This window comes from Pleurocapsa sp. PCC 7319 (assembly GCF_000332195.1).
Taxonomy (GTDB): Bacteria; Cyanobacteriota; Cyanobacteriia; order Cyanobacteriales; family Xenococcaceae; genus Waterburya.
On record NZ_KB235922.1, the window covers coordinates 4,994,930 to 5,009,506 of the forward strand.

Sequence of the window (14,577 nt, forward strand, 5' to 3'; positions counted from 1 at the left end):
GGGTTCGTAGTGAACAATTACCAATCGATTTATCCTCGAAGGGGGACAATTGATAACTAAAATAACCTTTTAAACTCATCTTACAGATATTTTTTAATGATTTGGCCGTTCAATAAAACTAAAAAACAAATTGCACGAATTGAAATTACTGGGGCGATCGCTTCGGAAACTCGCAAACACGTCCTCAAGGCTTTTAAGACCATTGAAGAAAAGAAATTTCCTGCTCTGCTGCTGCGAATCGATTCACCTGGCGGCACAGTAGCAGATTCTCACGAAATTTTTACCGCTTTACAAAGGCTGCAAGAAGAAAAAGATGTCAAGGTAGTCGCTAGTTTCGGTAATATTTCCGCTTCAGGAGGAGTCTATATTGGTGTGGGGGCAAAACATATTGTTTCTAATCCAGGAACCATTACGGGAAGTATCGGGGTTATTCTGCGGGGCAACAATTTAGAACGTCTTTTGGATAAAGTAGGAGTCTCTTTTAAAGTAGTTAAGTCTGGTCCCTATAAAGATATTTTGGCATTTGACCGGGAACTAACTCCAGAAGAAGAACTTATCCTACAACAGTTAATCGATGTAAGTTACGGTCAATTCGTCTCTACCGTTGCCAAAGGTCGTGGCTTAGAAGAAGAAACTGTTAGAACCTTTGCCGATGGTCGTGTATTTACGGGAGAACAAGCTTTAGAATTAGGTCTGGTAGATCGCCTGGGTACGGAAGAAGATGCCCGTCGTTGGGCAGCAGAATTAGCGGGATTAGATCCTGACAAAGCTGAATACTTTAATATTGAAGAACCTAAACCATTTATAAATCGATTCATTCCTGGGAGAAGCCAAGCTAAAACTGGTATTGGTATGGTAATTGATTCTGTTCAATTTGATTTGGCTACCAGTGGTTTGCCTTTATGGTTATATCGCCCTTAAACAAGCTTTTATGAAACGAATCATCAATTATTAAATTCGTGAGATACACTTGGCGTAGTTTCGACCGATAAAGTTATCTCTGCAATAATAATGTGGTGAGAAAGAATAAAGAACAAATTAGGGGAGAAAAAAATAGTGGAGTGGAAAGTACGAGGCATTAGAGGGGCAACGACTGTTGCTGAAAATACAGCGACTGCATTGGCAAAGGCAGTTAATGAACTCCTAGATGAGATTGAAGCCCATAATCAGTTCCAAGCTGACGATATAGTTTGCGTATTTTTTACTACCACTGCCGATCTAGATGTTCTATTTCCGGCTGCTGTTGCCAGAAAACGCCCTGGTTGGAATCATGTTCCTCTAATTGATTTACAACAAATGCACGTCAAAGGAAGTTTAAAACGTTGCATTAGGATTCTAATTCAAGTCAACACTCCCCTAGCTCAGTCGGCAATGGTTCATCGTTATTTACGTCAAGCGCAAGCTTTACGCCCCGATTTAGATGTACTACCGCTAGCAATCAAAAATTCCGGGGGAAAACGTTCTCTCAGTGAAGCCTTTTCAGAAGGAAGAGAAACTTCAAAATTACACTCTCACAATCAACAATTAACAAATTAAAATTGCATTAAACTAATTCCATTCCTACATTGGTAGGATCAAAATCTGGGTCGAAAATAGTTTGAGCATTATATAAGGCTCCTTTGAGATTCGCGCCTTGTAACTTAGCTTTGCTCAAGTCTGCACCCTGAAAACTGACATTGACAAAATAACCGTCCCTGAGATCGGCTTCTTTAAGGCTAGCCGCTTTAAAATTAGAACCTTCTAGATGGGCATCAGTTAAATTAACGCGATTCAAACAAGCAGATTCAAAATCAACTTCTTTTAAAAGTGCTTTTTCTAAATTGGCATTACTTAGATTAGCGTCTTTAAAAGATGAGTTATTTAAATTCGCTTGTTTTAGTTCAGCCCCAGTTAAATTGGAACTATCTAAATTAACTGCTTTGAGAGTGACGTGATTAAGTTGAATTTTTTTTAGCTGCGATCGCTGAAAATTAGTTTCTCCACGAATATAGTTTTTTAGAAGTTCATAAGGAGTAGCAAAAGAAGATTTTCTGGAAGATCTTTTGCGCTGAGCACCAATCATTAAATTCTTAATAAAAAAGTCGACAGTTTGTTGACTAATTAAACCCATCTGAACTGCTACTTGATGAAAGCGAACTTTTTCCATTCTTTTACTTTTTTCAAGAAGAATTGCTGATATTTGATCTTCATCTAAAAGTGCAGACTCACGAAAATAGTAAACTAGAGGCTTTTTCTGTGGCTGCTCAACAAGTTCACCCCATCTCTCTACAAAAAAATCAGCAGTTTCTTGCTTAATCCAACCTCTTAAAGCTAAAATCTCGCCAATTCGCATCTCTGAGTTTCTTAGCTGATCTCTTAAAGCAACTTCAATTTGTTGTGCGGAAATTAGACCCGCATCACTTAAAATCACACCTAGCTGTTTGTGTTGACCAGACTTAGTTGATAAAGAATTATGAGAGGTGGAAGTATTCACAATTTTCTAAAAAATATCTAATAATATAGGCTGAATTTTCTTGCATACTATTATGACATTAGAACAGATAATTGGTAGCTTTATAACATTTAGGTTAACATTCGATCTTAAGTTCTTACTAAAGGTAAGCACAACAGTATAAACACTTTAATTAATAGTATTTTTAGTGGTTAATAAATTAAGTGATTTTCGGTGGAAAATATTTTTAACTATTAATTTAATTGTTTGGATAAAAAGCCTTTAGCTTATTTGCTTCTTACGAAGTGTTTAAGCTTTAAGCTAAGAGCTTGATAAACTGAAACTATAGTTACTTCACACAAAGGATTAAGTAAGAAAGGATGCAAATTAAAGCGACCGATACACCATTATTAGATTGGACTGGCGACTTACTAGCAGTTGGTATCTTGGAAGGTGAAACTGAGCTATCGGGAGACTTAGCGCAATTAGATGAGAAATTATCAGGTACAATCTCTGAATTAATCGCCGACGAGAAATTTGAAGGAAAATCTGCTACTACTGCTATCAGTCGTGTTGGAGGCAAAAATCCGATCCGTAAAATTGCCTTGGTAGGATTAGGTAAATCTGAAGATTTAAAACTAGATAGTTGGCGCGCTGCTACGGCAGCGATCGCTCGTATGGCAAAAAAGTCAAAAACTTTGGGAATTAGTTTACCCTTAGGTTCTGAATCACCAGAGTCATTAGCCCAGGTAATTACAGAAGCGATGATTTTAGCTTTGCATCAAGATAATCGTTTTAAATCTGAACCAGAAGATAAAGAGCTTAAACTGGAAACTGTTGATTTAATTGGCTTAGCAGGACAAGATAAAGCAATTGCTAATGCTTCAATCGTTGCTGATGGTGTAATTTTAGCCAGGGAGTTAGTCAATGCTCCAGCTAACGAACTTACTCCCATAACTATGGCAGAAACAGCTCAACAATTAGCCTCAGACTACAACTTGGAAATCAAAATACTCGAACAATCAGATTGCGAACAGTTCGAGCAAGGCATGGGAGCATATTTAGGTGTAGGACAAGCTTCTGATATTCCTCCTAAATTTATCCATCTGACCTATAAACCCGCTGGTACAGCCAAACGTAAAGTAGCAATTGTCGGGAAAAGCCTCACTTTTGATTCTGGTGGTCTAAACCTCAAACCCAGTGGTAGCGGAATCGAAACTATGAAAATGGATATGGGAGGCGGTGCGGCCACTCTCGGCGCTGCTAAGGCGATCGCTCAACTAAAACCAGATGTGGAGGTTCACTTTATCTGTGCCGCTACCGAAAACATGATTAGCGGGCGAGCAATGCACCCAGGAGATATTCTCAAAGCTGCTAATGGTAAAACTATCGAAGTCAATAATACCGATGCTGAGGGAAGACTTACTCTGGCTGATGCCTTGATATATGCTGAAAAATTAGAAGTAGATGCGATCGTCGATTTGGCAACTTTGACAGGTGCTTGTATTGTGGCATTGGGCAATGATATTGCTGGATTATGGAGTACTGACAATGCTCTGGCTGAAGAAATGAAAACTGCTGCCGAATTAGCGGGAGAAAAATTCTGGCAATTACCTATGGAAGAGAAATATTTTGAAGGTTTGAAGTCCGAGATTGCTGACATGAAAAATACTGGACCTCGTGCAGGAGGATCAATTACGGCAGCTCTATTTCTCAAACAATTTATCAAAGACACTCCGTGGATGCACTTAGATGTAGCAGGTCCGGTTTGGGCTGATTCCCCCAGCGGAGTGAATAATAAAGGTGCAACAGGGTTTCCAGTCAGGACTTTAGTTAACTGGGTAGAAGGCTAAATTTGGGAGCGTTTGTCTGAACTGAATCTTATCTTGAAACATAACTTGAACTGCCGATTGACAACAAAAACGCGTACCAGGATAATATCTAAAAATGTATCTATGGATACATAAAATTCAAGATATAATTGATACTTTTGACTTTGTGTTTCTAACGTATTTGATTTAATTATCTAATACTAAAGCGAAATACCAAAGCGATCGCAAAAGTAAGCGATTAAATTTTTAAGGTGTGAGGAAAATGCATAAATTAATACGCAATTTATTGTTGGTTTCACCAGCAGTAGCTGGTTTAGTATTTGGAGTTCAATTATCAGCCTCTGCTCAGTTAGTTGCAGAAGCAGAAGCAGGCAATAGTCAGATATTAGACAAAATTAACAACTACAGCCAAGAAGGACGTTCCAAATCCCGCAATCAGGTAACTAACGTCAACCAACTACGAGACGTTTCACCTACTGACTGGGCTTATGAAGCATTACGCAGCTTAGTGGATCGTTATGGCTGTATTGCTGGTTTCCCCAATCAAACATATCGTGGTAGCCAAGCTTTAACTCGTTACGAATTTGCAGCCGGTTTAAATTCTTGTTTAAACCAGATTGAGCGTCTAATCGCTTCTTCTGAAGCAGTATCTGCTGAAGATCTAGAAACCATTAACCGCTTGACTCAAGAGTTTGAAGCTGAATTAGCCACTTTGGGTGGACGCGTTGATGAGTTAGAAAGTCGCACAGCAATCCTAGAAGATAATCAGTTCTCTACTACTACCAAGTTAGAAGCGGAAGCTGTCTTTGGTATCAGTAGTGAGTTTAACAATACTGATTTTAATGAGGTAGTATTCCAAGATCGAGTACGTCTAGCTTTCGTTTCTAGTTTCACTGGGGAAGATGCTCTATACACCCGTTTAGATGCTTCCAATGCTATCTTTAATACCGAAGATGACGACGGTAATTTTACTGGGTTTCAGACGACTAATGCAAATGAAGTAGGTGTTCCCCTGGAAACTGGGGCGTTAACCTACCAAACTGCTCCCAACGATAACAACTTGGAAATTGGCTGGTTAGCTTACTATTTCCCTCTTGGCGATAAAATCGACGTCTATCTGCCCGCAGCCTTTCCACTATGGCAAGATTTTGTACCTACTCTAAGTCCTTATTTAGACTCCTTCACTGGTGCAACTGGTTCTCTTTCCAGCTTTGCTGAATCTAGCCCTATCTATAAAATTGGTCTGGCTTCTGGTGGTGGTGTTGGTCTTAACTTTAGTCCCTTAGAGTTTGTTACCGTAAGTGCTGGTTTCTTTGGTGGTGATTCCTTTAACCCCGTTGAAAATGAAGATGGTGGATTATTTAATGAAGAATTTTCTGTTTTAGGTCAGGTTACAGTAAGCTTATTGGATGATAGGTTACAGGTCGCTGGCACCTATGTTCGTGGTCAATTTGGTGCTGACGATAACACGATTTATGACTTAGGTGTTGGTACAGCCGATGCTAGACAGCCTTTTGGCGATGATATTAAAGTAGAGAGCAACTCTTTCGGAGTAGAAGCAGCTTTTCAACTGAATGATAGATTTGCTCTTAATGCTTTTGGTATGTATACCGATGCTCAGGAAGATGACGGTGATGGAGAAGCAGATATTTGGTCTTACGGAGCTGGATTGTCACTACCTGATTTTGGTAAAGAAGGTAATTTGGCAGCGATTTTTGCTGGTGTTGAACCTTATGCCGACGATCAAAGCAATCCAATTCACCTAGAAGGTTTGTATAAGTATCAATTTAATGACAATGTATCTATTACTCCTGGGGTGATTTACATAATTAATCCTAACGGTAACGACGATGATGATGACGCTTTGCTTGGTGTTCTTAGAACTACATTTACCTTCTAAAAGGAAGTATATGACTAGTTTCTGAATAACTTATACTAAATTTTTAAAACCACAGTTGAAAGCTGTGGTTTTGTTATTTTAGAAAATCCTGCTAATAAAACTCAAGATATCATTGCCGCTGCTAATTATTTCACTACACGTCCCGAAGTAGAGGTCAATAAAATTGCTGGTTTGGGTATCTGTGCCAGTGCGGGATATATGGCAGATGCAGCAGTCCAAAGTGAAAATATTCACGCGATTCGCCAAAAAGCCCAAAAGACCAACTCATTAAATTGGTCTTTTGCAAAACAGATAACTGTAAAATGCTCGAGGGTATTTAATAAGAGCAAGATTCAGTTTGACGAATTAAATATTGCTGACGGTTAAATTCTTTTTGTTCTTCACTCAAAACTGAATAATTATCAATTGGAGGACGCATATCCCACTGAGTTTCAGCAAATACCAGTAGGTTAATCGTCATAATTAAACCTGTAGCTAAAAATTGCCAACCGATGCAAAAGGGCAAAACAAAGATTCCTACAACATGAAACAATCCGGCGATGATAAACGCACGCGATCGCAGTCCCAATCCCGTGCAGATGTAACCTACTGCACTCAAACCTAACCATAATGGACAAAGGTTCATTAAAACTGTCCCCCAGCCACACAAGATTCCTAAGTCAGTGATCAAAACACCACCTACCATTAGAACAATCCAGCTATACAAAACCCAGCGGAGTCGCTCTACAGTAACCCAGAAATGGGTTAGAAATGACATAACTCCAGTAGCAACTACCGTCAATACAGACCAAAAAGTAGCTTGAGTAATCCAGTCTATTGGCGCAAATTGAGCTGTAAAAAAGATGAGAGCTGTAACCAATCCCCAAAGGACAAAAACCTGATCGATTCTTGTATACAGGCTGTTAAAAAGAGTTCTATTGCTGATTTGCAGCTTAAGCTGTAGAAGTCCTTGGCGATCTTGAAAATCTAGTGCTTGTTGCTTGCGACGAATAATTGGCTGGGGGGAGTTGAACAAAACCATTCAATTATGTAGTTTTTATTAAAATTAATTTAGTAATCTCAGTTGTCTTAACTTTTCTTTACAATTATACACATATATTGTTAATAACTCAAAAATTTTTCTAAATTATTATGGCAAGCTAGTTCCGCTACGCAGAAGTAAGAAGTATGAATTTAAGGGCAATAGGGAATAGGGAATAGGGAATAGGGAATAGGGAACAGCCTCGGGAAGAAATTTAAGAAGCTAAATGAGTTGCAGTCCAAATTGTCCAACCATCAACGAGCCATAAAACCATAGTGCAGGCAAATAAAATTAGATACATCCAAGGTTGTGCTAGCGGTCGGACATCAGCAGTATCAATACCTGTTTTCTTGGCAACAAGATTAACCATTTTGTTAAATCCAGCTACCCTCATTGGCAGCAAATAAGCTTTTTCCTCTGTGGGAGAAGTAAAATAATAAACTAAACCTCCTTGTCCTGTGGTGCGCATCTTGAGTTGGTCGATTTCCTGCCAAGACAAAGACCAACCCTTACGGAAAAACTTGGGAACCCAGTTGGGGTAAGTTACTTGTATTTTGTCATCGTCTAAGATTACTCTTTCACTGAGAGCAGCATATACAGCGATCGCCCCTAAAACAATGCCCAACCATAATACTGAAGATGGTATTGGTGCATTAGTAAACTCAGCTAAAAAAGGTAAAGGAACTGTTAGAGCAATATAAAGACACAAAAGAGTAATACGGATAATAGGTGAAATTTTAAAAATATTCATTTTTATGATTACTGATTACTGATTACTGATTACTAAATTGCCTTGTCCCCAAAAGCCGTCATATTTAGGTACCTGAATATTTCCTGAAACTGTCGTTTGACAGGCTAAACGACGGTTTTGCTCTGGAGAATGAGGGGGAAGCGATCGCCGAGTTTTGTCTTTCCAGTTAGGGGAAGAAACTTCACCGACTATTTCTACGGCACAAGTACCACAACTACCGATGCCTCTACAGTTGATAATTCTTGACTTACCGTTATAGAGGTTGATTTTATGTTTCAATAAAACTCTGCGTACGTAAATTAGCATTATAGTCACAGGTAAAAGTTTTTCCCTGTACAGTTACGGTGGGCATAAGCAATTTCTACTCTGGGCAAAAAAATATTTATCTCTGAGTAACTTAACATTTGTTAACTTTGATTGGAGTAAAATTTGACTTCATGAATCAAGAATCAACAATTTGGATTTACGATACAACCTTAAGAGACGGCTCTCAAGGAGAGGGAATTTCTTTATCATTAGAAGATAAACTGAAAATTGCGCGTCAGCTTGATCGAATGGGAGTTCCCTTTATTGAGGGGGGATGGCCGGGGGCAAATCCTAAAGATGTTCAGTTCTTCTGGAGACTTCAAGAGGAACCGCTGAAAACTTCAAAAGTAGTTGCTTTTTGTTCTACCCGTCGTCCGAATTTAGCGGCTGCCGAGGATAAAATGCTGCAAGCAATATTAGCTGCAGGAACTCAATGGGTGACGATTTTTGGTAAATCCTGGGATCTACACGTTAAGGAAACCTTAAAAACTAGCTTGGACGAGAACTTGGCAATGATACGCGACACAATTGAATATCTGCGTAGCCAGGGTAGAAAAGTAATTTATGATGCTGAGCATTGGTTTGATGGTTATAAACACAATTCTGAGTACGCTGTCAAAACAATTAGAACAGCCCTAGAAGCTGGAGCAGAATGGTTAGTTTTGTGTGATACTAACGGCGGCACATTACCCCATGAAGTCAGTCAAATTATCACCGAGATAATGGCTGGGTTTCCCGAATTAAATTCCTCCGACTCAGTCAGGCTGGGTATACATACTCACAATGATTCAGGAACGGCAGTTGCCAATGCGATCGCGGCTGTAATGTCAGGAGCAACAATGGTGCAGGGAACAATTAATGGGTATGGAGAAAGATGTGGTAATGCCAATCTCTGTACTCTAATTCCTAATCTACAGTTGAAGCTTGGTTATCATTGTTTAGCAGATCAACAACTTGGTCAACTGAGTCCTACTAGTCGTTTAATTAGCGAAATTGTTAATCTTGCTCCCGATGACCATGCACCGTTTGTCGGGCGCTCGGCATTTGCTCATAAAGCGGGAGTTCATGTCTCTGCAGTAGCTAAAAATCCTTTAACCTATGAACATATTCAACCAGAGTTAATTGGAAATCAGAGACGAATCGTTATTTCAGATCAGTCCGGCTTGAGCAATGTTCTACATTATGCGGCGAAGTTTGGCATTAATCTTGGTAAACAAGACGTAAGCTGTCGTCAAATTCTCGAGAAGTTAAAAGCATTAGAAAATGAAGGATATCAATTTGAAGCTGCAGAGGCTAGTTTTGAATTATTAATGCGCTCAATCCTCGAACCAGGAAAGCAATTGTTTCAACTTAAGGGTTTTCAGGTTCACTGTGATATTCATCAAGAAATAGATAACCCAGCTAGCAAAGCTTTAGCTACGATAAAAGTAGAGGTAGATGGTAAAAATCTACTAGAGGTAGCAGAGGCTAATGGTCCTGTAGCGGCTTTAGATCTGGCTTTACGCAAGGCTTTGGTTAAATTCTATCCTGAAATTGCCAATTTTAACTTAGCAGATTACAAAGTCAGAATCTTAGATGGCAGTGCCGGGACAGCAGCTAAAACTCGTGTACTGGTAGAATCGACCAACGGAGTAGAACGATGGACAACTGTAGGAGTATCGGTCAATATCCTTGATGCTTCTTACCAAGCAGTAGTCGAAGGTATGGAATATGGTTTATTATTACAGACCTTGAACAAAAATAAAGTCAGTATTACTAATTAAGTAAAGTAGCAAAACTATCTATGACGGCTCTTCCTCCTACCACCAGAAGTAGACTCAAAAAACTTCCACAAACTACCGCTGTTTGGGAAGGCGATCGCCGTCCGTTGGAAAATATGGCTTCTTACTTAGATGCCAATATAGATGCCGACGAAGAATGTATTATTTGGGTTGACGGCTCAGAAGGCTCCGTCAGAGCGATGGATGTAGTTTCTGGAGAAACAGGGATTGAGGCCACGGTACGTACTTTATTGAGGGCGATTGAATCTCCTCACCACCCAGGGCAACCAAGTCGTCCCCAAAAAGTAATTGTACGCGATCGCGAAATTCAATTTTTGTTGCGGGGAGTTTTACAAGCTTTAGATATTACTGTTGAGTATTCTACTCAACTGCCAGTAATCGATCATCTATTTGAGGGATTTGCTGCAATGAGCAATATTCAGCCATCAGCTCTCCCCTCTGTTTATGAAGAAGCTATTAATGATACTGCTATTAACATTTGGGATATTGCCCCTTGGGAATTATTAGCCGATAGTGATATTTTGTGTGTTGAGCTGAAAAACTGCGCCGTGGACAAGATATATCTCTGCATTATGGGCATGATGTCAGCCGAATATGGAGTATTACTTTATCGCTCCCTAGATTCTCTAAAGCAATTTCGTGCTGCTGCTTTAGGAGATAGTAAGTCCCCCGCACAATTAGAGCAAGCTTTTTTAGCTCAGGATTGTTGGTTTCTTAATTATGATGAAGTTGAAATAGAGACTCAAGGTATGGGCAAGGCAGTCTCAATTGAACCTTTTTTCGGCAGCATTCATCCCTTTGAAGGAATGCGCCCCTTCTTGGATGAAGAGGAAACAAAGATAGTTTATGCAGCTTTAGAGTCTTTGCTGCGTTTTTACCGCGGTAATCGAACTATTCTCGCTCAAGAACCAATTAAGGCAATATGCAAATCCTATCGCATCAATCTTCCGGAATCCAGAATAGAAGCAAAAACGTTATCTACCAAGGTTTGTAGTTTACCTAAACTGACAGAAGAATTGCTTAATCTGGGCATCAAAGATCGGCCAGAAAAGTTAGCAGAAGATATTGATATTGCTATTCAAGAAGATTTAATTCCAGATGGTTCTCTGATTAGTTTAACCAGTATTAACTGGGAATTTATTCAACAGCTAAAACACAAACCCAAGACTTACCATCAATCCTTAAACATTACCAATAAAAGCGAAGAATTTCCCATAATTTTTATTCAAACTACCCGTCCTAAAGCCAAACATTTGATTACCAGAATCAAAGATGCAGGTGGATTAAAGTCTATTTGTTTTAATCCTGGTGAAGATCCCTTCAGTGGAGAAATTTTTCAGCTGGGAATGTTGCAAACCGGAGACGACGAATTGTATATATTTGCCGAGTATTCTCAAGAAGTTGCTCAGCAGCTCAAATCCCTAGACAATTGGCGTCAACGCTGCCAAAAAAACCAGGGTTATTGTGGTCTGATCGTTGCTATGGGAGCAACAGGGGTTAATCGTGGGAATCCACAATTAAAAGATATATTAGCTCTATTTGAAGTGCAGTCGATCAATGGTACAGAGCTTGGTATGGGAGTTTTACAGTTAGTACCTGATTTTGATTTTTGATTACTTTTTTAGTTAGCAATTATTACTGGGAAAATTATGTTATCCTAAGTGAGCGTCGAAAACGCCCTCAAGATGTGGTCAGTTGACAGCAACTTAGGTACGGGATGTAGCGCAGCTTGGTAGCGCGCCTGCTTTGGGAGCAGGATGTCGCAGGTTCAAATCCTGTCATCCCGATAATTTCAAGCTTCAAAGATTAACAATTACCTCTGCCTCCAAAGAATAGAATTAAAAGATTAATAATGTAATTTAGAGTATCTCATCTCATGAAATTTGCTTAATAAAATTCCTCTTGTATAATGGGCGGAAACATTAGTTTACTTTTTTAAAGTTTTAAAAGAAACAAGCATTTTTTACGATCAAGATAAATAGTAAGAATCAAAAAATATTCGCTTATTATCCAGTAATTAACAGTTTTTTATACACAATAAACAATTAGCAGGTAGTGTAATGAGGCAGATAGACATGATGAAATTATTAGTCCGTTGGAGTGCAACCTTGGGAATAGCTGGAACTGCTTTTATCGGTTCTGGGATAGTAACAAACTTCACAGCGTTGGCTTTACCAGAAGATCAAGTTTTGAAAAAGCTCGATCCAGTCCCTGTATTCACCATAGCCGATGAACAAGGTGCACCTTTAGTCGCATCAGGTGAAGATCAAGCTAAGGTTGCAGGAGTTTTTATTAGTCAAGATGATGCTAACCAATTTGTCAATCAGCTAAAAACCCAGAATCCTGAGCTAGCGAGTAAAGTCAAGGTTGTCCCTGTATCACTAGGAGAGGTTTACAAATTATCTGAATCTGCTGAAAGTCAGGAAAATGCTTTGAATTTTGCCTATGTTCCCGAACAAGAAGCTGTCAACTCAGCCAAGACTATTGGTGAAGCTAATAATCAACCATATCAAGGTGGAGTACCTCTATTTGTTGCCAAGGGAGGCGAAGGCAAGGGTTATCTAACGATTGAAAAAGATGCTCAACAAGTGATTCCTTTCTTCTTTGATAAACAACAACTAGAAGATATGGTAGCTAAGTTTAAAGAACAAAAGCCTGATGTCGCAGCCAGTGTTGATATTGAGGTTGTGCCTTTAGAGGGAGTAATTGAAACCCTCGAAACTAGTGAAGATAAAATGCTCGAAAAAATTGTGCTAGTACCTTCTACAGAATCAATTCAATTTCTCCAAAATTCATCTACCCAAAATGGAGGAATAACAGCTCCAGAGGCTACTCCAGAAGTGGCACCAGAGAAAACTCCAGAATAAATTATTAATATTGAACAGTATTTCTGGCGCTAAACTGTATTCTTGGTATCAGCAAGCTAAACAATCAGCGCTCGCTAATAATATTGATCCAGATGAAGTTGATTGGTTACTTCAGGTCATAACTAACTTGAGCAACCTGTCCATACGTCTAGGCTCTTATGCCAATCAATCTTTTATAGTTAGTCAAAGACCTCTTTGGAAAATAGAAGAACTATGGCAAAGACGTCTTCAAGAACGCGTACCAGTGCAGTATCTGGTGAACACTGTTTTTTGGAGGCGTTTTCAATTGCGGGTTACTCCCGCAGTCTTGATACCTCGTCCTGAAACAGAATTAATTATTGATATCGCCATCGAAGCTGCTGGTCAAAATAAAAATAGTCTTATTGCCGATGTCAAACAACACTGGGTAGATTTAGGAACAGGAAGCGGTGCGATCGCTTTAGGATTAGCCAGTAGCTTACCTCAAGCAACTATTCACGCTGTTGACTATAGTCCAGAAGCTTTAGGCGTTGCCCAAGAAAATGCCGAACAGCTAAATTTAAATCAAAATATTTGTTTTTATCAGGGTAGCTGGTGGCAACCCTTAGAGTTTCTTCAAGGTCAGGTCAGGGGAATGGTTTCTAATCCCCCCTATATTCCTACATCACAAATATCTCAATTGCAACCAGAAGTAGCAAACCACGAACCACATTTAGCTCTTGATGGCGGGATAGATGGTCTGAATGATATTCGTCATCTAGTGCAGGTTGCTCCCCACTACCTAATTTCTGGAGGAATTTGGTTAATTGAAATTATGGCTGGTCAGCATCATGCAGTTGTAAAACTTTTAGAACAGCAGGAAAAATACTACGATATAAAAATATTTCCCGATCTCAGTGGTATTGAGCGTTTTGTCTTGGCACATCGTCGCTAATTTCAGTCATAGTACCGCGAGGAAAATCAACTTTAATAACGGACATGAAATAAACTTTAAAATTTTATGGTTCAAGTTTCTCAGGCAGAACTAGTTCAAGGAGCGATCGCTGGAAAAGCTGTGAGTTTTCCGACTGACACTGTACCTGCCCTAGCAATTAAACCAGAGTTAGCTGAACAAATTTTTCTGCTTAAGCAGAGACCTGAAAATAAACCTTTAATTTTGATGGGAGCATCCATTAGTGATTTACTCCCTTTTATTGATTACACTGCCCCAGAGTTAGAAATTTGGCAACAAATATTCAATAAATACTTACCAGGCGCGCTAACCTTAGTTTTACCAGCATCATCTTTAGTTCCACCTATAATCAACCCCACTAAATCAAAGACAGTAGGAATCCGAGTACCGGATCATGTCATTGCACGTCAAATACTCAAGCAAACTGGAGTTTTAGCCACCACCAGTGCTAACATTTCCGGACAAAACAGTTTAACTTCTATGCCTGAGATAGCTCAAGTTTTTCCCGATGTTTTGGTTTTGGAAGATTCAATGCTTAAGCTAGAGGATAAAATTGGAAGTGGACTGCCCTCTACTATTATTCACTGGAAAAATCAGCAGTGGGAACTTTTACGTCAGGGTAGTGTAACTGTAAAATAATTCTAGAGGATTGAACCAAGTGATTGCCTTAAGCTATGCTAGATTAAACAACAATAATGCAATACTAAATAGTTAATGTAATAATTATTCGGATCGTTGTATTTATTGGGAAACAAAG

Annotated in this window: 11 protein-coding genes, 1 tRNA gene and 2 pseudogenes; 10 read left to right on the plus strand and 4 right to left on the minus strand. The window is 39.2% G+C overall.

The window, feature by feature from the left end; genetic code table 11:
* Positions 1-96 precede the first annotated feature (96 nt).
* Positions 97-921 carry a signal peptide peptidase SppA gene (gene sppA, locus PLEUR7319_RS0126775; RefSeq protein ID WP_019508309.1) on the plus strand — a complete coding sequence of 275 codons (825 nt, stop codon included), beginning with the start codon at positions 97-99 and terminating at the stop codon, positions 919-921.
* Between the two features lie 135 nt (positions 922-1,056).
* Positions 1,057-1,440: pseudogene (gene aroH / locus PLEUR7319_RS36830) on the plus strand (chorismate mutase); the annotation flags it as partial.
* A 103-nt stretch (positions 1,441-1,543) separates the two neighbouring features.
* Here the strand turns inward: aroH and PLEUR7319_RS38590 are convergent.
* Positions 1,544-2,473, minus strand: a complete 930-nt coding sequence (locus tag PLEUR7319_RS38590; RefSeq protein ID WP_019508311.1) for a pentapeptide repeat-containing protein — start codon at positions 2,471-2,473, stop codon at positions 1,544-1,546.
* A 338-nt stretch (positions 2,474-2,811) separates the two neighbouring features.
* On the opposite strand from PLEUR7319_RS38590, the gene PLEUR7319_RS0126790 reads away from it, so the two are divergent.
* Both PLEUR7319_RS0126790 and PLEUR7319_RS0126795 read left to right on the plus strand, forming a co-directional pair.
* Positions 2,812-4,284, plus strand: a complete 1,473-nt coding sequence (locus PLEUR7319_RS0126790) for a leucyl aminopeptidase (RefSeq protein WP_019508312.1) — start codon at positions 2,812-2,814, stop codon at positions 4,282-4,284.
* Positions 4,285-4,525: 241 nt separating this feature from the next.
* Entirely contained in the window at positions 4,526-6,163 is a 1,638-nt protein-coding gene (locus tag PLEUR7319_RS0126795) for an iron uptake porin (RefSeq protein WP_019508313.1), read from the plus strand.
* Between the two features lie 316 nt (positions 6,164-6,479).
* Here the strand turns inward: PLEUR7319_RS0126795 and PLEUR7319_RS0126800 are convergent, their stop codons facing one another.
* From PLEUR7319_RS0126800 to PLEUR7319_RS36840, 3 genes and pseudogenes are all read right to left on the minus strand, one after another.
* Positions 6,480-7,184: a hypothetical protein gene (locus PLEUR7319_RS0126800; RefSeq protein WP_019508314.1), complete on the minus strand. Its 705-nt coding sequence runs from the start codon at positions 7,182-7,184 to the stop codon at positions 6,480-6,482.
* A 214-nt stretch (positions 7,185-7,398) separates the two neighbouring features.
* Positions 7,399-7,935 (minus strand): hypothetical protein, encoded by a 537-nt coding sequence (locus PLEUR7319_RS0126805; RefSeq protein ID WP_019508315.1) that lies wholly within the window; start codon positions 7,933-7,935, stop codon positions 7,399-7,401.
* Between the two features lie 15 nt (positions 7,936-7,950).
* Positions 7,951-8,287, minus strand: a pseudogene (locus PLEUR7319_RS36840) (2Fe-2S iron-sulfur cluster-binding protein).
* 85 nt (positions 8,288-8,372) lie between these two features.
* Here PLEUR7319_RS36840 and cimA point away from each other — a divergent pair.
* From cimA to PLEUR7319_RS0126840, 6 genes are all read left to right on the plus strand, one after another.
* Positions 8,373-10,004 (plus strand): citramalate synthase, encoded by a 1,632-nt coding sequence (cimA, locus tag PLEUR7319_RS0126815; protein ID WP_019508317.1) that lies wholly within the window; start codon positions 8,373-8,375, stop codon positions 10,002-10,004.
* A gap of 20 nt (positions 10,005-10,024) precedes the next feature.
* Complete coding sequence (locus PLEUR7319_RS0126820) at positions 10,025-11,635, plus strand: hypothetical protein (protein WP_019508318.1); 1,611 nt, start codon at positions 10,025-10,027, stop codon at positions 11,633-11,635.
* A 100-nt stretch (positions 11,636-11,735) separates the two neighbouring features.
* Positions 11,736-11,809 (plus strand) — tRNA-Pro (locus PLEUR7319_RS0126825).
* 291 nt (positions 11,810-12,100) lie between these two features.
* A complete protein-coding gene (locus PLEUR7319_RS0126830) occupies positions 12,101-12,889 on the plus strand; it encodes a Tic22 family protein (RefSeq protein ID WP_019508319.1) in 789 nt (262 codons plus the stop codon).
* A gap of 10 nt (positions 12,890-12,899) precedes the next feature.
* A complete protein-coding gene (prmC, locus tag PLEUR7319_RS0126835) occupies positions 12,900-13,802 on the plus strand; it encodes a peptide chain release factor N(5)-glutamine methyltransferase (protein ID WP_019508320.1) in 903 nt (300 codons plus the stop codon).
* A 66-nt stretch (positions 13,803-13,868) separates the two neighbouring features.
* Positions 13,869-14,459, plus strand: a complete 591-nt coding sequence (locus PLEUR7319_RS0126840; RefSeq protein ID WP_019508321.1) for an L-threonylcarbamoyladenylate synthase — start codon at positions 13,869-13,871, stop codon at positions 14,457-14,459.
* The last annotated feature ends 118 nt before the right edge of the window (positions 14,460-14,577 follow it).

Coding starts and splice junctions, on each gene's coding strand:
- sppA (WP_019508309.1), top strand. CDS start 97: ATGATTTGGCCGTTCAATAAAACTAAAAAACAAATTGCACGAATTGAA.
- PLEUR7319_RS0126790 (WP_019508312.1), top strand. CDS start 2,812: ATGCAAATTAAAGCGACCGATACACCATTATTAGATTGGACTGGCGAC.
- PLEUR7319_RS0126795 (WP_019508313.1), top strand. CDS start 4,526: ATGCATAAATTAATACGCAATTTATTGTTGGTTTCACCAGCAGTAGCT.
- PLEUR7319_RS0126800 (WP_019508314.1), bottom strand. CDS start 7,184: ATGGTTTTGTTCAACTCCCCCCAGCCAATTATTCGTCGCAAGCAACAA.
- PLEUR7319_RS0126805 (WP_019508315.1), bottom strand. CDS start 7,935: ATGAATATTTTTAAAATTTCACCTATTATCCGTATTACTCTTTTGTGT.
- cimA (WP_019508317.1), top strand. CDS start 8,373: ATGAATCAAGAATCAACAATTTGGATTTACGATACAACCTTAAGAGAC.
- PLEUR7319_RS0126820 (WP_019508318.1), top strand. CDS start 10,025: ATGACGGCTCTTCCTCCTACCACCAGAAGTAGACTCAAAAAACTTCCA.
- PLEUR7319_RS0126830 (WP_019508319.1), top strand. CDS start 12,101: ATGAAATTATTAGTCCGTTGGAGTGCAACCTTGGGAATAGCTGGAACT.
- PLEUR7319_RS0126840 (WP_019508321.1), top strand. CDS start 13,869: ATGGTTCAAGTTTCTCAGGCAGAACTAGTTCAAGGAGCGATCGCTGGA.